This window comes from Kitasatospora sp. NPDC048662 (assembly GCF_055587065.1).
Genome location: NZ_JBVJHA010000005.1, coordinates 401,972 through 419,809, shown reverse-complemented (window position 1 = coordinate 419,809; position 17,838 = coordinate 401,972). Strand labels below are relative to the sequence as shown.

16 protein-coding genes and 4 pseudogenes are annotated in these 17,838 nt (G+C 75.8%); 2 read left to right on the top strand and 18 right to left on the bottom strand.

Annotated elements, in window-relative coordinates:
- Positions 1-3: 3 nt before the first annotated feature.
- From ACZ6R9_RS17790 to ACZ6R9_RS17780, 3 genes and pseudogenes are all read right to left on the bottom strand, one after another.
- Positions 4-162, bottom strand: a pseudogene (locus ACZ6R9_RS17790) (nitrate reductase); the annotation flags it as partial.
- 41 nt (positions 163-203) lie between these two features.
- Complete coding sequence (locus tag ACZ6R9_RS17785; protein WP_380485312.1) at positions 204-755, bottom strand: GNAT family N-acetyltransferase; 552 nt, start codon at positions 753-755, stop codon at positions 204-206.
- A gap of 82 nt (positions 756-837) precedes the next feature.
- Positions 838-1,398: pseudogene (locus tag ACZ6R9_RS17780) on the bottom strand (aldo/keto reductase); the annotation flags it as partial.
- Here ACZ6R9_RS17780 and ACZ6R9_RS17775 point away from each other — a divergent pair.
- On the top strand, positions 1,379-2,086 hold the full coding sequence (locus tag ACZ6R9_RS17775; protein ID WP_465538812.1) for a TetR/AcrR family transcriptional regulator: 708 nt from the start codon (positions 1,379-1,381) through the stop codon (positions 2,084-2,086). The pseudogene ACZ6R9_RS17780 and the gene ACZ6R9_RS17775 overlap by 20 nt on opposite strands.
- Before the next feature lie 7 nt (positions 2,087-2,093).
- Here ACZ6R9_RS17775 and ACZ6R9_RS17770 read toward each other — a convergent pair whose 3' ends face one another.
- From ACZ6R9_RS17770 to ACZ6R9_RS17720, 11 genes are all read right to left on the bottom strand, one after another.
- On the bottom strand, positions 2,094-3,203 hold the full coding sequence (locus tag ACZ6R9_RS17770; protein ID WP_380485308.1) for a helix-turn-helix transcriptional regulator: 1,110 nt from the start codon (positions 3,201-3,203) through the stop codon (positions 2,094-2,096).
- A 196-nt stretch (positions 3,204-3,399) separates the two neighbouring features.
- The gene (gene lanKC / locus ACZ6R9_RS17765; protein WP_465538811.1) at positions 3,400-5,970 is read right to left on the bottom strand and encodes a class III lanthionine synthetase LanKC; all 2,571 of its coding nucleotides are present in this window, start codon (positions 5,968-5,970) and stop codon (positions 3,400-3,402) included.
- A gap of 43 nt (positions 5,971-6,013) precedes the next feature.
- The gene (locus tag ACZ6R9_RS17760) at positions 6,014-6,169 is read right to left on the bottom strand and encodes a hypothetical protein (RefSeq protein WP_380485305.1); all 156 of its coding nucleotides are present in this window, start codon (positions 6,167-6,169) and stop codon (positions 6,014-6,016) included.
- A gap of 29 nt (positions 6,170-6,198) precedes the next feature.
- Positions 6,199-6,360, bottom strand: a complete 162-nt coding sequence (locus ACZ6R9_RS17755; protein ID WP_465538810.1) for a hypothetical protein — start codon at positions 6,358-6,360, stop codon at positions 6,199-6,201.
- A 14-nt stretch (positions 6,361-6,374) separates the two neighbouring features.
- Complete coding sequence (locus ACZ6R9_RS17750) at positions 6,375-6,530, bottom strand: hypothetical protein (RefSeq protein WP_465538809.1); 156 nt, start codon at positions 6,528-6,530, stop codon at positions 6,375-6,377.
- Positions 6,531-6,626: 96 nt separating this feature from the next.
- Positions 6,627-7,202, bottom strand: coding sequence for a GAF domain-containing protein (locus tag ACZ6R9_RS17745; RefSeq protein ID WP_380485299.1), 576 nt, complete (start codon positions 7,200-7,202; stop codon positions 6,627-6,629).
- A gap of 40 nt (positions 7,203-7,242) precedes the next feature.
- A complete protein-coding gene (locus ACZ6R9_RS17740; RefSeq protein WP_380485298.1) occupies positions 7,243-8,097 on the bottom strand; it encodes a S8 family peptidase in 855 nt (284 codons plus the stop codon).
- Complete coding sequence (locus ACZ6R9_RS17735; protein WP_465538808.1) at positions 8,097-11,159, bottom strand: adenylate/guanylate cyclase domain-containing protein; 3,063 nt, start codon at positions 11,157-11,159, stop codon at positions 8,097-8,099. Before ACZ6R9_RS17735 ends, ACZ6R9_RS17740 begins: the two co-directional genes overlap by 1 nt.
- Positions 11,146-11,439, bottom strand: coding sequence for an aroma-sacti cluster domain-containing protein (locus tag ACZ6R9_RS17730; protein WP_465538807.1), 294 nt, complete (start codon positions 11,437-11,439; stop codon positions 11,146-11,148). The genes ACZ6R9_RS17735 and ACZ6R9_RS17730 overlap by 14 nt, the downstream gene beginning before the upstream one ends.
- Positions 11,436-12,299 (bottom strand): iron-containing redox enzyme family protein, encoded by an 864-nt coding sequence (locus ACZ6R9_RS17725; protein WP_465538806.1) that lies wholly within the window; start codon positions 12,297-12,299, stop codon positions 11,436-11,438. The genes ACZ6R9_RS17730 and ACZ6R9_RS17725 overlap by 4 nt, the downstream gene beginning before the upstream one ends.
- The gene (locus ACZ6R9_RS17720; protein WP_465538805.1) at positions 12,296-13,795 is read right to left on the bottom strand and encodes a radical SAM protein; all 1,500 of its coding nucleotides are present in this window, start codon (positions 13,793-13,795) and stop codon (positions 12,296-12,298) included. Before ACZ6R9_RS17720 ends, ACZ6R9_RS17725 begins: the two co-directional genes overlap by 4 nt.
- A gap of 194 nt (positions 13,796-13,989) precedes the next feature.
- On the opposite strand from ACZ6R9_RS17720, the gene ACZ6R9_RS17715 reads away from it, so the two are divergent.
- A complete protein-coding gene (locus tag ACZ6R9_RS17715) occupies positions 13,990-14,298 on the top strand; it encodes a hypothetical protein (protein ID WP_380485288.1) in 309 nt (102 codons plus the stop codon).
- A gap of 88 nt (positions 14,299-14,386) precedes the next feature.
- Here ACZ6R9_RS17715 and ACZ6R9_RS17710 read toward each other — a convergent pair.
- From ACZ6R9_RS17710 to ACZ6R9_RS17695, 4 genes and pseudogenes are all read right to left on the bottom strand, one after another.
- Positions 14,387-14,524: pseudogene (locus tag ACZ6R9_RS17710) on the bottom strand (DNA-binding protein); the annotation flags it as partial.
- Positions 14,521-14,658: pseudogene (locus ACZ6R9_RS17705) on the bottom strand (CopG family transcriptional regulator); the annotation flags it as partial. The pseudogenes ACZ6R9_RS17710 and ACZ6R9_RS17705, both read right to left, overlap by 4 nt.
- Positions 14,659-14,683: 25 nt before the next feature.
- Complete coding sequence (locus ACZ6R9_RS17700; protein ID WP_465538804.1) at positions 14,684-16,483, bottom strand: AfsR/SARP family transcriptional regulator; 1,800 nt, start codon at positions 16,481-16,483, stop codon at positions 14,684-14,686.
- Positions 16,484-16,542: 59 nt separating this feature from the next.
- Positions 16,543-17,709 (bottom strand): PP2C family protein-serine/threonine phosphatase, encoded by a 1,167-nt coding sequence (locus tag ACZ6R9_RS17695; RefSeq protein WP_465538803.1) that lies wholly within the window; start codon positions 17,707-17,709, stop codon positions 16,543-16,545.
- Positions 17,710-17,838 lie beyond the last annotated feature (129 nt).

Sequence of the window (17,838 nt, the reverse complement as noted above, 5' to 3'; positions counted from 1 at the left end):
GGCTGGGGCGACGAAGGTGGCGCCGAACATCGCCACCACGTGCTGCGCGCCCAGCCCGATCGTGCGCCCCCACGACAGCCGCTCGTATCTCCTATCGCGTCCACCGCCCTGACCTCGGGGGATCCACCCGGCCGGCCGTGTCGCACAGCGTGCCCGGAGCACTCCGCAGGGGAGCGCTCCGGGGCGTTGCCGAGGCTGTTCGGTTATCGCGCGGGGTGGCTCTTCCGGGGCTTCCAGTCCTCCGCGAGGAGGCCCAGGACGGCCTGGTCCGCGTAGGCGCCGTACGCCCAGGCGGCGCGGCGCAGCGTTCCTTCCAGGGTGAACCCGGCGCGGGCGGCGGCGGCGAGCATGGGGGTGTTGTCGGTGAGGGTTTCGAGTTGCAGGCGCTGGAACCCGCGGACGAGGAAGCCGTACTCGCACAGGGCGTGCACGACGTCGACGGCGAGGCCGCGGCCGCGGAACGCGGGACGCAGGGCGAGGCCGAGATGAGCGGTGCGGCTGTGCGGGTCGATGCCCCAGAGCAGGGCCTCGCCGACCAGTTCCTCCGACTCCAGTTCCACGACGGAGAAACAGGCTGCCTCGTCCGACGGCCCGGCCACCACGAACGGCGAGTGGCCGGACCCTGCGGCGATGGGCTGCCACGGGCGGGAGTCGGCGCGTGAGCGGGTGGCCACGTCGTCGTAGAGCTCGGAGTGGAGAACCGGGATGTCGCAGTCGTGTCGGGCTCGCAGCCCGATCAATTCGCCATGAATCACGGGGTATTGCTACCGGCAGCGGCGGCAGTCGATCAACCGGATTTCCGCCGCTGCTATGGCGGCCATGCGACCGGGCTCGCGGTCAGCGCTCGCTGTCGAGCTGGGCCATGAACGGGGCGGCGTAGCGGCTGCCGGCGGCGGAGTCGGCGGGGACGGCCTGTTCGACGGCGGCGAGGTCGGCGGCGGTCAGGTCGAGGTTTCCGGCGGCGAGGGCCTCGGCGAGGCGGTCGCGCCGGCGGGCGCCGACCAGCGGGACGACGTCCTTGCCCTGGGCGGCGACCCAGGCGATGGCGACCTGGGCGACGGTGGCGCCCCTGGAGTCGGCGACGGCGCGCAGGGCCTCCACCAGGGCCAGGTTGTGGTCGAGGTTCTCGCCCTGGAAACGCGGGCTGAAGCCGCGGAAGTCGCGCTTGCCGAGCTCGCGCTGCCTACTCCAGTGGCCGGAGAGCAGGCTGCGGGAGAGCACGCCGTAGGCGGTGATGCCGATGCCGAGCTCGCGGGCGGTCGGCAGGATCTCGGCCTCGATGCCGCGGGACAGCAGCGAGTACTCGATCTGCAGGTCGGCGATCGGGTGCACGGCGTGGGCGCGGCGCAGTGTCTCGGCGCCGACCTCGGACAGGCCGATGTGCCGGACCAGGGCCGCCGACCCCCGCGAGCGCATCCTCGCCGCCGCCGCCGAACTCCTCGCCGAGGGCGGCAGCGAGGCCATGTCCACCCGCGCCGTCGGGGCGGCCGCCGGGGTGCAGGCGCCCACGCTCTACCGGCTGTTCGGCGACAAGCAGGGCCTGATCGACGCCGTGGTGAACTACGGCTTCGAGCGCTACCTCGCCGAGAAGACCTCCCGCACGCCCGGCCCGGACCCGGTCGAGGACCTGCGCCGCGGCTGGGACCTGCACGTCGGGTTCGGTCTGAGCCACCCGTCCTTCTACGCCCTGATGTACAGCGCCGCCCGCCCGGGCGAGGCCGTCGCGGCCGCCGAACGGGCCGGCCGGGTGCTCACCACGATGCTGGAGCGCGTCGCCCGCGAGGGCCGGCTGCGCCTGCCGGTGCCGATGGCCGCGCAGATGATCCGGGCCGCCGCCCTCGGCGTCACCCTCACCCTGATCGCCGAACCGCCCGCCACCCGCGACCTCGCGCTGTCCGTCCGCACCCGCGAGACCGTCCTCGCCGCCATCACCTGCGCCCCGGCCCCCGCCCCCGAGAACCTCACCCCGGCCGCGCTCGCCATCGCCCTGGACGCCACCCTGCCCGATCGGCCGCACCGCTTCACCGCCGCCGAGACGGCCCTGCTGCGCGAGTGGCTGCGCCGCCTGATGGACGAACCGAACTGACCGGACTTCAGCCTGGCGGGCCGGGGTTGAGGGCCAGCATGATCAGGGCGGTGAGTTCCTGGCGGCGGCTCACCCCGGTCTTGGTGAAGACCGACTTGAGGTGGTCCTGGACGGTGTACGGCGTCATGGCCAGCCGCTGGGCGACCTCCCGGGTGTCGGCGCCGCGGATCAGCAGCAGGGCCACCTCCTGCTCGCGCGCGGTGAGGCCGTATGCGGCCAGGTGCAGCGGGATGACGTGCGCGGGGGAGGCGGGGGTGGCGACCACGGTGACTTCGTCGGCTTCACCGGCGGCCGGGCCGCCGGACCGGGCGTCGCGCGCCGGTGCGGCGTGCAGCAGGTACCAGTGGCCGTCGTGGGTGCGGATCCGGACCGGGATGTGCGGCGTGGGCAGGCCGTGTGCGGCGCGGCGCGCGTGCTCGGCGGCCATCGCGATCGCGGTCGGCACGTCGAGCGAGGTGGGCGAGGGGTCGGCGACGCGGGAGAGCAGCTCCTCCGCCGGGCCGGACAGCGTGCGCGGGCGGTTGTGCCGGTCGAGCAGCAGCACGGCGGGGGTGGGGTCGGCGTCCGCCGGGTCGGTCGGCGGGAGGTGGCTGGCCCGTAACATCCGGCCGAGCAACTTGGCTGCGGTGTCGGCGAGTTCACGCTGGCGCGCCGGGAAGGGCCCGCGGTCGGCGGCCCGCATGAACGCGGCGCAGCCCCACATCCCGCCCGCCGCGTCGAACACGGCCCGCAGCTCGTCGCCGAAGCCGTGCCGGGAGATCTGCTCCCGGAAGCGGATGCTGTTCTGCGGGGCGCCCCGGCTGGCCCGGCTGAGCGTCTCGGCCTGCACCCCGCTGTGCCGGATCTTCGGGAAGGTGGCCAGGTCGTCCGCCCACACCTCCAGGTGCACCGCGTCCTGGAACCGGCCGAGGTTGAGGTCGTCGCTCTGCACCGAGTTGACCAGCCCCGTGGCCGGGTCGTTGGTGTGCCAGCAGACCGCGTCGAACTCCAGTGCGGGGCGCAGGAGTTCATCGGCGCGGCGGAACAGCTGACTGGTGGTGAGGCGCTGTGCGGAGAGCTCCCGCAGGCCTTCGATCGCTGCGCGCGCGGCGGCGCGCTGGGGTCCGCGTAATCCCATGGGCGGACGCTAGCACCTGTGTTCGCCCGGTGGCGACGGTGTGTGCGCGGCCGGTCACCGCGCGACGGCGACGAGCAGGGAGCCGGCGGTGAACAGCGCGCCGGCGGTGGAGGGCGGTCTGCCCCCGCCGGTGCGCCCTCGGGCCGCGGGCCGCCGGCTCACCCCACCGGTGCGCCCCGGGCCGCGGGCCGCCGGCTCACCCCGCCGGGGCGTCGAGGGTGAACAGCAGGTCGGCGCGGGGTGCGAGGACCTGATCGAGCGCCAGCAGGACACCGGCCGAGCCGCTCCACAGCTCGGTGCTGTACCGCAGCAGGCCCGTCCCGAGGAAGCGCACCGAACCGCCGTGCGGCACCGCGTGCTGGTACAGCCTGCGGGCGGCCCGGACGGCTCCGGCGCGGGAGGACTCCTTGCCGGTGAGCAGGGCGTGCTCGGCGAGGACGAACGCGAACCCGGCGGCGCCGCTGAAGAGCGCGGGCAGCGCGGTGTGGCTGCCGTGCAGCGGCGCGAGCAGGCGCGGCACGGCGGCGGCCAGCCGTTCGTCGGCGACGGTCCGCAGGTACCGGGTGGCGACGTGGACCAGGCCCGCCGAGCCGCAGTACAGGTGGGGCATGGCGCGCCGGTCCCCGGTGGAGACTGGGAACAGCAGGCCCGGCGCGTCCGGCTCGGTGGCCCGGTCGAGTTCGGCGTGCAGCAGTGCCACGCCCCTGGGCAGCAGCGAGGTGTCGCCGGTGACCTGGGCGAACTGCTGGTGGGCGAGGGCCAGTCCGGCGCGCCCGTGCAGCAGGCCGGTGGCGTCGTCGCGGCCGAGCCGGGGCACCAGGTCCGCGCCGTCCGGCTGGGCGGCCAGCAGGGTGTGCGCGCGCTCGGCGTGGTGGGCGTCGCCGGTGCGGCGGTACAGCGCGAGGTGACCCATCGCCAGGCCTGCCGCCCCGCCGAACAGGGTGGCGCTCCGCCCGGTCAGCGGGTGCGCGTCGGCGGTGTCCAGCAGGCTGCGGGCCTCCTCCGGCAGGCCGTGCTCGGCCAGCACCCAGGCGATCCCGGCCAGGCCGACGTGCAGGCCGGGCGCGAGCTCCCCGGCGGCGGCCAGGGCGTCGCGGCGCAGCCGCTCCAGCGCGCCCTCGGGCGCTGCGATGCCGCAGCGGTGCAGCGCGTGCAGCACCCCGGCCGCGCCCCAGGCCACGCACAGGGTGTTGCTGGTGTACCCCTGCGGGACGGTCGGGAAGGTCCGCAGCGGGTGCTCCGGGTCGGCCGCGCCGAGCAGCCCCGCCGCCACGGCCCCGCGCAACTCGGCGAGGTGACGCAGCGGATCGGCGGCGACCTCCTGCGGCGACGGCAGCACCGGGTGCTCGCTCGGCGGGTGGTAGCGGGTGGCGCGCTTCCACAGCACCTCGCCGATCGGGGCGTGCTCGGTCAGCGAGTGGTGGAAGTGGGTGAGCGAGTCCGGCGTGCGGCCGGGGGTGTGCGGCAGACAGCCCGCCAGCGTCAGTGCCAGGGCGCTGACGCCGAAGTCGTCGTGGGCGGTGCGGCCGTCACGGTCCACGACCTGCGGCGGGGGAGCGTACCCGGGTGTGCCCATCCGGCCGGGGGTGTCGTCGGGGCCGCAGGCGGTCTCGAAGTCGATCAGCCTGATGCCGTCGCCGGGCGTCACCAGCACGTTGGACGGGCTGACGTCCACGAACGTCCAGCCGAGGGCGTGCAGACGCTCCATGGCGGCCTCGATCGCGGCGAGAACGCGCTCGCAGCGCGCGTAGTAGGCGGCGAAGTCGTCGGGAGTGCTGTCGGTCCTCAGCAGCGGATGGCCGGCCGGGGGGATCCGGTGCAGCGCCCTGCCCTCGACGAACTCGGTGACCATGAACTCGTGGCCGCCCGCCCGGAATTGAGCGATCGGCTCCGGGGCCAGGCCCGGCGCGAGCTGGTGCAGGGTGGTCAGCGTCCGCCACTCCCGGTGCAGCCGGGAGACCGCGTCCTGCTCGCCGTCGCCCAGGCCGTGGAACGGGCGGGCCTCCTTGATGAACACCTTCCGGCCGGTGGCGGCCTCCAGCCCCTGGTAGGTGCCGCCGCCGCTGGAGTGGGCGATCGCGCCCCCGACCGAGAAGCCGCGCAGCACGACCGGCCCCTCGGGACGCGCCGCGAGCGGGGCCGGCGCGAACGGGTCGGTGAGGCCCTCCGGCAACCGGAACGAGGCGCCCCGCAGGTCCGGTACCGCCAGGCCGTCGGCACCGCGGGTCAGCAGGGTGCGGGTGCCGTCCGCGTCCAGCCGCTCGCGCGTCCGGTACGCCCCGTACCGGTACTGGACGCACTCGCTGCCCGGGAACCGGCGGTCGGTCAGGATCAGCGGGCCCCGCTCGCCGTCCAGCGCCTCCCGCAGCGCCTCCATCAGGCGGCGGGAGGCGTCGGCGTCCGCCGGGTACGCGGCGAGGAACTTGCCGCTCTGCGGCCGGGACGCGTGCTTGCGGTGCACCCACCAGTACCAGTGGTCGGTGGCGAGGTGCTTGAACGCGACGTCCTGCGCGAAGCAGACCTCCGCCACGGCATCCAGCACAGCGGCCGCGCGCGAGCGGCGCGCGGAGACGTGCACCTTCCAGCCGTCCTCGGGCAGCGCGGGCATCCCCTCCCGGTGCCACATCGTCCAGAGCCCGCTCGCCACCCCGAGCCAGCCCTCGGCGGGCCGGCCCGGCGCGAACGGGTCGCCCTTCGGCGCGGCGGTGTCCAGCGGCTCGTAGTACTCCCGGTCCGCGACGGTGAACTCCGCCGGCCCCTCGGCCATGAACGTCTCCTGTCGGGTGGTGGTGGGGGAAGCGGGCCAGGGCCTAGAACACCATCTCGGTGGTCGGCGGCCAGCAGTTGTGGCAGGCGGTGTCGTGGGCCTCGACGTCGTCGTCGGTGTCGGCGGTGGTGGTCTCCTGGAGGGAGAGGACGCTCTCGGTCTCGGCGGCTTCGTTGTCCGGGCTGCGGTCGGTGCTCATCGCGGTCTCCTGGGTGCGGATCGGGGCGGTCAGCCGGTGGCCTCGGTGACGATGATGGTGTTGCAGGCCGCGCTGAGGACGCTGAAGACGTGGCCCTCGACGTCGTCGGCCTCGGCGGCAGGCGCCTGCTGGAGGGAACGGACGGCTTCGGCCTCGGCGGCGTCGTCCTCGGGGGTGCGGTCGGTGCTCATGCCGGTCTCCGGGGCTAGGCGACCGTGATGGTCATGGTCTCGGGGGAGCAGAAGACGCTCTGCTGGTCCATGCCGTGGGCCTGGACATCGTCACCGCCCCCGGCTTCCTGGAGGGAGAGGACGGCCTCGGACTCGGTGGCGCTGTCCTCGGGGATCCGGTCGGTGCTCATCGCGGTCTCCTTGTCTCGACGGCTCAACTACCGTGCACATCAAGCTAGTTGATGCCGCTTCAAGGGCGGTTCAGGGCCGGTACAGGCCGGCGGCCGTCACCACTCGCCGTGGTCGCCGATCAGCCGCTGCACCTCGGCGAGCAGCCGCACCGCCCGGTCGCGGTCGCCCGGGGCGAGCCCGGGACCCGAGCCGTCGACGGCGACCCGCAGGGCCACCGCGGCCTGACGGGCGAACAGGGCCAGCAGGTCGAGTTCCGGGAGGCAGGCCCGGCTCGGGCCGGGGGCCGGGTCCAGGACCTCCAGAACCCCCAGGACGCGATCACCGTGAATGAGCGGGGCGGCCATCAGGGCGTTGGGCACGAAGCCCGTGGACTCGGCGGTCTCCTGGTCGAAGGACGCGCTGCGGCGCAGGTCGTCCACGATCATCGGCTCGCCCGAGCCGGCCACCCAGCCCGCGATGCCCTGCCCGGCGGGGAAGCGGCGGCCGATCAGGAACTCCTGCCCCTGGCCGGACACCGCCTGGAAGACCAGCTCGAAGGACTGGTGGTCGAGCAGCATGATCGAACCGGCCTGGGCGCCGAAGATGGCGCGGGCCACATCGACCACCGACTGCAGGAGCTCCGCCACCACCGGATCGGTCGACGGCGCGGCGGGGGCGGTTGACTGGGTCATCTCGACCACGGTCCCTTTCTCACGACGTGCGGCCCGGCGCTCACCGGGTGCCGCCGACATGGACGTTCGCTGCGGACAGGTACAGGGCGTGCTTCAGCTGGAACGGCGTCAGCCGGGGCCGCTCGGACAGGATCCGGGCGCACAGGCCCGCGACGAACGGCGTCGCGAAACTGTTGCCGCTGCTGCGCAAGGTGGCGCCGCCGAGCCAGGCCACCTCGACGTTGACGCCGGGGCCGAAGAACTCCACCGGCGGCTCGGGGTTGTACAGGTGCAGACCGGGATCGTCCTCCCGGTGGCTGCCCACCGAGATCACCGACGAGAACCGCCACGGGAAGCTCTCCACCCGGGCGTTGTGCGCCGAGGCGACGATCGTGCTGCGCCCGAAGTACGCCTCGTCGGCCAGCACGTGCAGGTCCTCCAGGTACCGGGTACGGGTGGTCGACAGGCTCAGGTTGATCACGTCGAAGCCCTGCCGGATCGCCCAGCGCAGCCCCGCCAGCAGCACCTCGCCGCTGCCGGTGAACCGCTCGCCGAGCACCCGGACGCTGTGGATCTCGCAGTCCGGCGCGGCCCGCCGGACGATGCTCGCGCAGGCCGTGCCGTGACCGGAGACGTCGCCCGGGTCGTCCGCGCCGAGCTCCTCGACCCGGATCGTCCCGTCCTCGTCCTTGCGCACCACGTGCGCGCCCGCCACCCGCCCGACCAGCGGATGGGTCCCGTCCACGCCGGAATCGACCACGCAGACCCGCACCCCCCGCCCGGAACCCCCGACGAGTGCGCCCGGCGCGGGCCGCTCGGGCAGCGTGTCCGCCTCCGTCCGGACGTCCTCGGGGGTCCGGTCGAGCAGGCGCCAGGTCAGGCCGCGCGGGGGCACGGCACGGGGCACGGTCGTCATCACGAAACTGCCTCTCTGCGGGGATGGTGGCCGGCCAGGGTCTCGGCGAGCCGCGCGCCCGGACCGTGGCCCTTGGCCGCGAATCGGCCGCCGGCCGCGGTGGCGGCCGACCGGCGCTCCTGCTCCAGGCCGAGCAGCGCGGCGGTGCGGGCCAGGTCGGCGGCGGCCAGGCCCTGCAGGATCGGCGAGTCCGTCCGGCCGGCCTCCGCGACCGCGCCGCGGGCCAGACGCAGCGCAGCCACCCGCTCGCCGTCGGCGGCGGCCAGCCGGGCCCGCAGGCCGTCGCGTTCCACCAGCGTCGCGAACGACAGCCGGCCGCCGGTGCGGGCCCGCTCCTCCTCCAGCGCGGCCAGCGCGGCCGCGGCGGCCGGGCGCTCGCCCAGGTCCAGCCGCAGGCGCGCCGTGTCGAGCAGCGCACCGCTCAGCAGGGCGCCCCCGCCCAGCTCCCGGGCCGCCCCGGCCGCCGCCGCCAGCAGCTCCAGCGCCTCCCGGGACCGCCCGCCGAGCGCCGCCACCGTCGCGCCGAACAGCGGCAGGAACGCCGCCGCCTCCGCGTACCCCAGGCGCTCGGCGTGCTGCCCGGCCTCCGCCAGGCAGGCCGCCGCCCCGTCCTGGTCGTCGCCGAGCGCCAGCAGCACCGCCAGCGGACAGTTCAGCGTCACCCGCACCGCGCGCCGCCCCCGGCCCTGCACGGCCAGCAACTCCCGGCAGCGCCCCACCGCGGCGGCCACCGGAACCGGACCGCGCCACAGCGACACACCGATCGCGCCCAGCGCCGACGCCCGCTCCTGCTCGCCGTCCGAACGCCCGGCGTGCCGCAGCGCCCGCGCCAGCAGCCGCACCGCCGCCGCGTGCCGCCCGTCGGTCTGCTCCTGCTGGGCCAGCCGCAGGCACGCCCGGGCCTGGCCCAACTGGTCGCCCGCCCGCTCGAACACCGGCAGGGTCTCCCGGGCCACCGGAGCGGGCGCCTGCTGCTGGCCGACGGCGGCCAGGCTGAGCCGGGCGTGCGCCGCCTCGACCGGGTCGGCCGCGCCCGCGCCGACCTCGGCGAGCAGCGCCCGGCCCGGCTCGATCCGGCCCAGCGCGAGCAGCGCCTCGCCGAGCCGCCGGGCCGCCGGGAGCCGGCCGTCCTCGCCCGGGTGCAGCAGCGCGGTGGCCCTGGTCAGCAGCTCCACCGCCCAACCGGGGTCGGTCCGGGCCGCCGCCCGGGCACCCGCCTCGGCCAGCGAGGCCGCGGCGGACCGCCGCAGCGCGTCGGTGCGCTCGCCGTGCAGACCCAGCTCGGCCCGGTAACGGTGGGCGCGCTCCAGGTGGCCGCCGACCGCCGCCGGGCCGCCCGCGCGCACCGAACGCAGCGCCGCGGCCCGTTCGTGCCGCTCGGCCCGGCCCTGCTTGGACAGACACTCGTACGCGACCTCCTGCACCACGCCGCTGGCGAACCGGAACGACGCCCCGTCCGCCACCACCAGCCGGAGCCGGCCGAGCCGCCGCAGCGCCGCCGACAGGTCAGGACCGGCCGTGTCCAGGGCCGCCAGCTCGTCGGCCGCGAACTCGCGGCCCAGCACGCACGCCAGATCGACCGCCCGCCGCTCGGCCGGGTCCAGCGCGTCCAGCCGGGCCCCGATCAGCGTCTGCAAGGTCAGCGGCACCCCGTCGCCGCCCGCGCCCGCCGGGGCCGCGAGCAACTGCTCCAGATGCAGCGGATTGCCGCCGGCCCGCTCCAGCAGATGCGCGGGCGCCGCCCCGCCCAGCGCCCCGGCCAAGCGGCGCGCCTCCCGGTCGGACAGCGCGCCGAGCGGCAGCACCCGGTGCGGGCCGGCCGGGCCGGCCTCCAGCAGCTCGGGCCGGCCCAGCACCACCACCAGCACGGGCGCGTCGGCCAGCGCCGCCACCACCCGGTCCAGCAGGTCGAGCAGCAGCGCGGCCGCCCAGTGCGCGTCGTCGATCACCAGCACCAGCGGCGCCGCACCGGCCAGCGCGCCCAGCACCTCGACCAGCGCCGCGCAGGTGTCCTCCGGCGACGGCGTCGGCGTGCCGTCCGCGAGCAGACCCTGCGCCAGCACCTCCAGACCGGGCAGGGCCGGCCGGTCCGGGGCCTTGACCAGCAGCGCGGTGACGGCGTCCGCCAACGGCTGAAGACCCGCCTGCTCGCCGGGCGGGCGGCACCGGCCCGCGCCGAACCGGCCGCCGCGGCCCGGGAGTTCGAGCCAGTGCCGGAGCAACCTGGTCTTGCCCTGCCCCGGCTCACCGCCCAGCACCAGCAGACGGGCCGAACATTGCCTGGCGGCGCGCCCGAACTCCGCGTCGAGCACCGCCAGTTCGGCTTCACGGCCGACGAACGGCAGGTCGGTGCGGCCTGCGGGCGGGCCGCTGTGCAGACCGAGCAACCGGTGCGCGGTCACCTCCTGCGCCTTGCCCTTGAGCCGGAGCGGCCCGACCTCCACCGCCCGCACGCCCGCACCGGCGGCCCGCAGGGTGTCCGGGCCGATCAGCACCTCGCCCGGGCCGGCGTTCTGCTCCAGCCGGGCCGCGACGTTCACCACCTCGCCGGAGACCAGCGCCTGCCGCACCGAGGCGTCCGAACCGGTCACCACCCGGCCCGTGTTGACGCCGATCCTGACCGTCAGCCGAAGGCCCAACCCGGCGTGCAACTCCTCGTTGAGCGCCCGCAGCGCCGCCAGCATGCCGAGCGCCGCCGCCAAGGCTCGCCGGGCATCGTCCTCGCGGACCGACGGCACCCCGAACACCGCCATCACGGCATCCCCGATGAACTTCTCCACCGTGCCGCCGTGCTCCTCGATCGCCCCCCGCATCGCGTCGAAGTACCGCAGGGTCACCCCGCGCAGCGCCTCCGGATCGAGCGACCCCGACAGCGCCGTCGAGCCGACCAGGTCGCAGAACAGCACCGTGACGATCTTCCGGCCCGCGGTGGCCGGACCCCGGGGGTCGGCGCGCGGGGTGCCGCAGGACGCGCAGAACCGGGCGTCCTGCGGCAGCGGACGGTGACAGCCCGGGCAGCGCCCACCCGCCGGATCCGGGCCGAACACGTCAGAAGAGAGCACCGCCCGCCACCTCCGCATGCCCTTGGACCTCCGGCCCCGCCTCCTCCAGCCGCCCCCTCAGGTCGGTCAGCAGAGCCAGCTCCTGATCGGTCAGCGCACGCAGCACGGCATGCTGCTCCTCGGTGAGAGCGCTCAGGTCGAACCCGGCGGCGGCCAGGGCGTCCAGGGCGGGATCGGGGCCGTTGCCGGGGCGGGTGCGGCCGGTGTGGTCGCTGCGGCCGGTGTGGCCGGTGTGGCCGGTGCGGTCGGTGTGGCCGGTGCGGCCGGTGTGGTCGGTCATGGCTGTTCTCCTGGGTCCGCGGCAAGCTGGTGGAAGAGCCGGGCGAGGATGCCCGCGGTGTGCAGGGCGCTGACGGCGACCTCGGTCTGCTGAGGGCCCGTCAACGGAAGCCGGTCGAGCTGACGCCGGACCTCGGCGAGATGCCCCGCGTCCAGGTCCGCGTGCTCACGCACCGTGCGGAACGCGGCCTCCGGCAGCCCCGTGCGGGCGGCGAGCACCCCCGCCAGGGCGGGCGACGGGGCGTGGCCCTCCAGCACGGCGAGGTAGCCGAGCAGCGCGGCCGGATGACGGTGTTCGATCCGGTAGTACTGCGCGCCCGCCAACTCCACCACCAGTGGGGGCGGCAGCGGCTGTATCCGGGCCCGCTCCCCGGCGGCGGCCAGATCCGCCAACAGCCAGGCGTCATGGCCCCGTTCCTCCTCCGCGTGGCCCGCGAAGTACGCGGCCAGCCGCGGCGCCCAGTCCTCGTCCAGCCGGGCACAGGCGCTTGCGGCGCGCTCCAGCAGGGGGACGGAGGCGACGGTCAGGGCGTGCATCGCCCACAGGTAGCCGGTGTAGCGGACCGTCAAATCTCCTTCTGCCCGCCAGAGTTGGGCGCTCGCCCGGTGCAGGATGGGTGAGGCCAGGGCGAGTCGGGCGTCCAGCGCGCGGGAGAACGGGATGCTCGTGGGCCGGTTCCGCACGCGGCCGGCCGGGTGCCGGGGGTGGGCCGGCGGTTGGGCGTTCGGGGCCGCGTCGTGCGGGAGCCGGGGGTGCGGCCGTGGCGGCGCAGCGGGGCGGTCGGGCCCCGGGTGTGCGGTCGGGGCGTCGGGGCGGTTCAGCGGGCGGGTGTTCGGCGCGGGGGAGGGCGGGACGCTCATGCCCGTCCCCCGGGCTGCACCAGATGTGCGTACGGGGCGCAGCCGTGCCGGCGCAGCAGGGCGGCCGGGCCCTGGGCGCGCAGGCGGGCGGCGGAGAGCTGGTCCAGCAGGCGGCCGGCGGCGCCCGCGGCGGCGGCGTCGTCCGGGCCCGGCTGTGGCGGGAGGGTGCGGCAGCCGGCGCAGTAGCCGCCCTCGGCGGGGGCCGTGCCGGTGCGGGCGCGGAGCAGGTCCGGCCCGAGGGCGCGGATCAGTCGCAGCCGTGGTGAGTCCAGGGTGCGGCGGCGGACGGTCGGCCAGTCGTCCTCCGCGATGTGACCGAGTGTCAGGTGCGGCGGGGCGGGGCGCCGGTCCACGGTCTGCTGATTGCAGCAGGCGAGCACCGTCCCGTCCGGGGCGACGGTGGGCCACGCCGCCATCGCGCACGGCCCGCCCGGCCCGCCCGGCCCGCGCGGACTGGTCGGCTTGGTGGCTGTCCTGCCGGTGGTGGCGCGGCCGACGGGGCGCACCTCGTTGACCAGCATCGGCACCCGGTTGCCGAACTCCCCGAGCACCGCGGCCGTTGCCTCCGCCAGGTACGGGTCGTCCGGGCCGGTGCCGGTCAGGTGCAGGCTGACGGGCACCCCCGCGTCCAGCACCCGGGTCAGCACCCGGAAGACCGCCGGGCGCGGCACCTCGCGCTCGTGCGGGGCGTCCAGGCTGGCCGAGAAGTGGTCGAGCGCGGTGATCGCCCGCAGGATCGGCGCCGGGATCCGCCCGCCGTCGCGCGCGAAGAACAACCCGCTCAGCAACGAGACCCGCGCCCCGGCGCCCTGCGCGGCCCGCGTCAGCTCGTGTGCCAGACCGGGCAGCAGCAGCGGCTCACCGCCGGTCAGCAGAACCACCTCGGGGCGCTGCTCGGGCGTGAACGACCTTACGAACCGCAGCAGTTGGGCGCGGCGCCCGCCGTCCGGGTGGTCGGGGGAGTCCATCGAGGAGGCCGTGGAACAGTGCGCACAGCTCAGCGGGCACCGCCGGGTCAGCGCGACCAGCAGCCCGGCGGCCGGCTCGGGGCGCAGACCGAGGATCTCCGACAGCTCCACGTTCGTCCCTCCTCCCGTCCGACCGAGTGCCAACAGGACTGTGGGGGGCGGCGCTTGCGGGCCGGTACAGGAGCGCACAAGCGGCGGTACAACGAATCCGCGGAGAGCCGGAACAGGGGCACGCGCGCCCGCTGCCCCCACCTCCGTCCGCACCACCTGCGCGGGGTCCTGCCACCAGGTGCGGGTGTGGGCGATGGTGGCGGGATCGCGGGTCTCCCAGGCGAGTTGGGCGATGGCCAGGACCAGGCTCGCGCGGGTCGTCGGGTCGGTCTCGGTGGCGAAGCGGGTGTGCAGGGCGCCGGTGATCCGCTCGCGGGCGGGGAGAGCGGCGGCTGCGAGGGCGTAGGCGGTGGCGGTGCGGACGGCCGGGACGGTGTGGTCGAGCAGGGGCAGGGGCAGGGGCAGGGGCAGGGGCATGGGCAGGGGCATGGGCAGGGGCATGGGCAGGTCCGTGTCCGAGGTGAGGGCCTGCTGGGCGGGCTGGACGGACCGGTTGGCGATGAGCGATCGTGCGTGCGGGTGACCCCGGTGCGGATCCCGCACCGCGCTGTTCGTGGCGGGGAACGGTTTCGACCCATTCCCCTTCCCCTCGTACTCGAAGGCGGTTCTTCATGCGTCGTATCGGCATGCTCATCGCGACAACCCTCGGCGTGGCCGTCCTGGCCGCAGGCACGGCCGCGTCGGCGGACATCCCTCAGCAGCCCGATCGGGCCCCGGCTGCGGCCGGGCCGAAGGCGGGGGCGGACGAGGCGAAGAGTTGTGTCAAGGCCGACACATCGCCTTTCGCCGTCACCAACAACACCGACGGGGTCGCCCTCGTCTTCGACGAGCCCGACTGCACCGGACACATGCTCGGCGCCATGTTGCCCGGCGAGACCAAGGACCTCGAACTCGGCCAGAGCGTTTACTTCGTCCAGTAACGACCCGGACCACCGGCCGATCGGCGCCGGCCACCGCGACGGTGGCCGGCGCTTTTGGGGTTCGGCAGGCTTATTCCCACCTCAGCTCGATACGGACGCCGCCCGCCCGTTCAGACCTTGACCACCGTTGCCCCGTTGCCGCCTCCCGGTCTCGCAGGACGGCCTTGGCGAGCCCCTCGCTGTCCAGCACCAGGGTGCCTCCTGGCGCGGCGGCGTCCCGGGTCACGCGGCGCTCGGGGCGGAGGCGTGCTGCTCGTCGCGCGTGCGGCGCAGCAGGTCGCGACGCTGTTGGATCTCTTCGTCGGTGATCGGGCCGTGTTCGGCCTCCGCGACGGCGATGAGCTCGTTGAGGTTGTCCCGTGCAGAGCGGGCCGGTGGCGGGCCGTCAGGCGGGTTGTTGGAGGTGGGCGTGGAGGTGGGTGAGGCGAGGGAGGGTGTAGTGGGCGGTGTGGGCGGAGACCTCTTCGGTGGGGCAGAGGAGGATGCCGGCCAGGATGAGGTGTTCGAGGGCGTCGAGGGCGGGGGCGGGGGGCAGGGCGAGGGCGTGGCGGGCGTGGGTGAGGTCGAAGGTGGGGGTCCAGGGGTGGCGGGTCAGGCGGGAGAGGGTGTGGCGCTGGGGGGCGTCGAGGGCGTGCCACTGGGTGTCGAGGCGGTCGCGCAGGCGGGTCTCGCCGACGGCGAGCTCGTCGAGGGCGCGGTGCGGGTCGGCGAGGCGGTCGGCGAACTCGCCGAGGGGCAGGTGGCGGAGGGCGGCGAGTTTGTAGCCGGCCAGACGGACGGCGGCGGGCAGCAGGCCGCACCCGGTGACGATGCGTTCGGCGGCGGCGGGGGCGCCGTCCACCCGGTGGGCACCGACCAGCAGTGAGAGCAGGGCGAGGGCCTCGGGGACGGTGAACGGGGCGAGGTCGGTGCGGTGGGCGGCGCCGAGGCCGGCGAGCGGGGTGCGGCCGGTGACCAGGGCGACGGCCGGGCCGGCCGGGGGGAGCAGGGAGCGGACGGCACGTTCGTCAGTGGCGCCGTCCAGAACGATCAGCGCCCGGTGGTCGGCCAGCCACTCGCGCCACCGGGCCGGTGTGTGGACAGGATCGGCGTCGGCGGGGTCGGTGGCCAGCAGCCGGGCCAGGTCGGTGGCGACGGCCTGCGGTTCGCGGGCCCGGCCGGTGGCGTCCCGCAGGCGGACGAACAGGCGGCCGTCGGGGAAGTCCGCGCGCAGCGCGTGGGCGGCGCGGATCGCCAGCGCGGTCTTGCCGACGCCGATCGGCCCGGTCAGTACCACCGGCCGCTCGGCCCGGCGCACCGCGCGGACCAGTTCGGCGACCTCCTGCTCCCGGCCGGTGAAGGCGGTGGTGTCCGGCGGCAGGACGGTGCGGCCCGGGCGTGCGGCGGTACGTGGCGGCGGTGCCGGGCGGTCGGCGAGCAGTTCGCGGTGGCAGGCCTCCAGTTCGGGGCCGGGCGACAGGCCCAGTTCCCGGGAGAGTTGCTGGCGCAGTTGCGCGAACGCGGCCAGTGCTTCGGCGCGCCGCCCGGCCCGGTGCAGGGCGAGCAGGTGGACGGCCTGGAGGCGTTCGCGCAGCGGGTGACGGTCGGTCAGGTCGGCGAGCGCGCCCGCGACCCGGCCGGCGTGGCCGAGCCGGAGTTCCACCTCCGCCCAGTCCTCGACGGCCGCCAGGTAGCGGGCCGTCAGCCGCTCGGCGACGGCCCGCAGCGCGGAGGAGTGCCGCAGCTCCGGCAGCGGCGGGCCGTCCCACAGCCGCACCGCCTCGCCGAGCAGCCGGCCCGCCTGTTCGTCCTCCTGCCGGGCCGCCGCCTCCCGGCCGGCCCGGACCAGGGCGGTGAACCGCAGGGTGTCCAACTCCTCCTCGGCGACGCGCAGTTCGTAGCCGCCGGGGCGGTGCACCAGGCGGGCGGCGCCGAGCGCCCCGCGCAGGCCGGAGACGTACACCTGAAGGTTCTTCCGGGCGGACCGGGGCGGTTCGTCCTCCCAGACCGCCTCGGTCAGCAGGTCGGTGGACAGCAGGGTGTTGGGGTGGCCGAGCAGGGCGGCCAGGACGGCCCGCTGTTTGAGCGAGCCGAGGGCGAGCGGGCCGCGGTCGGTTTCGGCGGCGAGCTGGCCCAGCAGGCGGAACCGCAGCGGCGGGCGCTCGGGGCTCACGGCGGCGGCGTGCTCTGTCAGCCCGGTGGCCACGAAACCTCCTCCCCCGCACGGAGCACCGTTGCTGCGCGCGTCCATGACAGGTCAGCCTGTCAGAGCGGTGCGGGCCCGGGGTATCCCAGGTTTCTGGGATGCGCGCGGTCGGGCGGCCAGGCCAGCGCGAGCAGCGCCGCGTCGTCGTCGGCGCCGCCGGTGGCGAAGGCCCGGGAGTCACGGTGCAGCCACTCCAGCAGGGCGGCGGGGCCGGGGCCGTCGGGGTGCGACTCCAGGTGGGCGGTCAGGCGGGGCAGCAGCGGGTAGAAGGTGCCGTCGGCGGCGCGGGCCTCGGTGAGCCCGTCGGTGTACAGCAGCAGGGTGTCGCCCGGGTGCAGCCGGACGGCCGGGGCGGCGGGTTGCGGGTCGTCCACCTCACCGAGGCCGCTCAGGCCGCTCAGGCCGCTCAGGCCGAGCGGCGGTCGCGGCGAGACCGGGAGTTCGGCGACGACGGTGCCCCGCAGGATCAGCGGCGGCGGGTGCCCGCAGGACAGGCCGTGGGCGGTTCCGTCGGCGGCGATCTCGACCAGGAAGGCCGTGGCGAACGCCTCCGAGTCGTTCAGGTGGCGCCGCAGACTGGTGTCCATCCGGTCCGCGAGGTCGTTCAGCCGCGCGTGGTCCTGGGCGGCCTCGTGGAACGAGCCGAGGATCACGGCGGCGGTGGCGACGGCGTCCAGGCCCTTGCCGCGGACGTCGCCGATCAGGGCGCGGACGCCGAACGCGGTTTCGGCCACCGCGTACAGGTCGCCGCCGACACGGGCGTACTGCGCGGCGGCCCGGTACGCGGCGGCGGTGCGGAACGGGCCGACCACGGGCGGCGGCGGCCGCAGGATCGCCCGCTGCGCGGCCTCGGCGACCGAATTGATCTCCACCAGGTGCGCGGCCGCCTGCTCGCGGCGGTGCACCAGGTAGACGCCCAGCGCGGCGATGATGGCGATCACCGCGCTGGTGCCGATCGCGGCGCCGACCCGGCCCGGTTCGCCCGGCACGAAGGCCCAGCGGGTGCCGATCGCGAGCACCGCAGAGGCCACGATCATCGGCGGCGGAAAGGCCATCGACACCAGGGCCGGCACCGCGACCACCACCGACGGCGTCTGCCAGCCGTCCGGCGCGAACTGGAGGCCGACCATCACGCAGTACATCAGGACGGCGGTCCCCAACGACACCGCCCGCCCCACCCTGCCGACCCCGTAGCCCGCGCCGTCCTCACTGCGGTCGGTCCACACCCCGTTCTCCTCCCACCCGCCCGCACACCGCTGCGCGCACGACCCCCAAGCTTCCCGTGCGAGCAGGCCACCCGGCGTGTCGCCACACCGTGAGACGGCCGCCGGTCGGGCAGGGCACGCCACACCGCA

What these genes read in the sequence shown, in the direction of transcription:
- ACZ6R9_RS17775 (WP_465538812.1), top strand. Translation starts at nt 1,379, where the DNA reads ATGTGCCGGACCAGGGCCGCCGACCCCCGCGAGCGCATCCTCGCCGCC.
- ACZ6R9_RS17770 (WP_380485308.1), bottom strand. Translation starts at nt 3,203, where the DNA reads ATGGGATTACGCGGACCCCAGCGCGCCGCCGCGCGCGCAGCGATCGAA.
- lanKC (WP_465538811.1), bottom strand. Translation starts at nt 5,970, where the DNA reads ATGGCCGAGGGGCCGGCGGAGTTCACCGTCGCGGACCGGGAGTACTAC.
- ACZ6R9_RS17760 (WP_380485305.1), bottom strand. Translation starts at nt 6,169, where the DNA reads ATGAGCACCGACCGCAGCCCGGACAACGAAGCCGCCGAGACCGAGAGC.
- ACZ6R9_RS17755 (WP_465538810.1), bottom strand. Translation starts at nt 6,360, where the DNA reads ATGAGCACCGACCGCACCCCCGAGGACGACGCCGCCGAGGCCGAAGCC.
- ACZ6R9_RS17750 (WP_465538809.1), bottom strand. Translation starts at nt 6,530, where the DNA reads ATGAGCACCGACCGGATCCCCGAGGACAGCGCCACCGAGTCCGAGGCC.
- ACZ6R9_RS17745 (WP_380485299.1), bottom strand. Translation starts at nt 7,202, where the DNA reads ATGACCCAGTCAACCGCCCCCGCCGCGCCGTCGACCGATCCGGTGGTG.
- ACZ6R9_RS17740 (WP_380485298.1), bottom strand. Translation starts at nt 8,097, where the DNA reads ATGACGACCGTGCCCCGTGCCGTGCCCCCGCGCGGCCTGACCTGGCGC.
- ACZ6R9_RS17730 (WP_465538807.1), bottom strand. Translation starts at nt 11,439, where the DNA reads ATGACCGACCACACCGGCCGCACCGGCCACACCGACCGCACCGGCCAC.
- ACZ6R9_RS17725 (WP_465538806.1), bottom strand. Translation starts at nt 12,299, where the DNA reads ATGAGCGTCCCGCCCTCCCCCGCGCCGAACACCCGCCCGCTGAACCGC.
- ACZ6R9_RS17720 (WP_465538805.1), bottom strand. Translation starts at nt 13,795, where the DNA reads ATGCCCCTGCCCCTGCCCCTGCCCCTGCCCCTGCTCGACCACACCGTC.
- ACZ6R9_RS17715 (WP_380485288.1), top strand. Translation starts at nt 13,990, where the DNA reads ATGCGTCGTATCGGCATGCTCATCGCGACAACCCTCGGCGTGGCCGTC.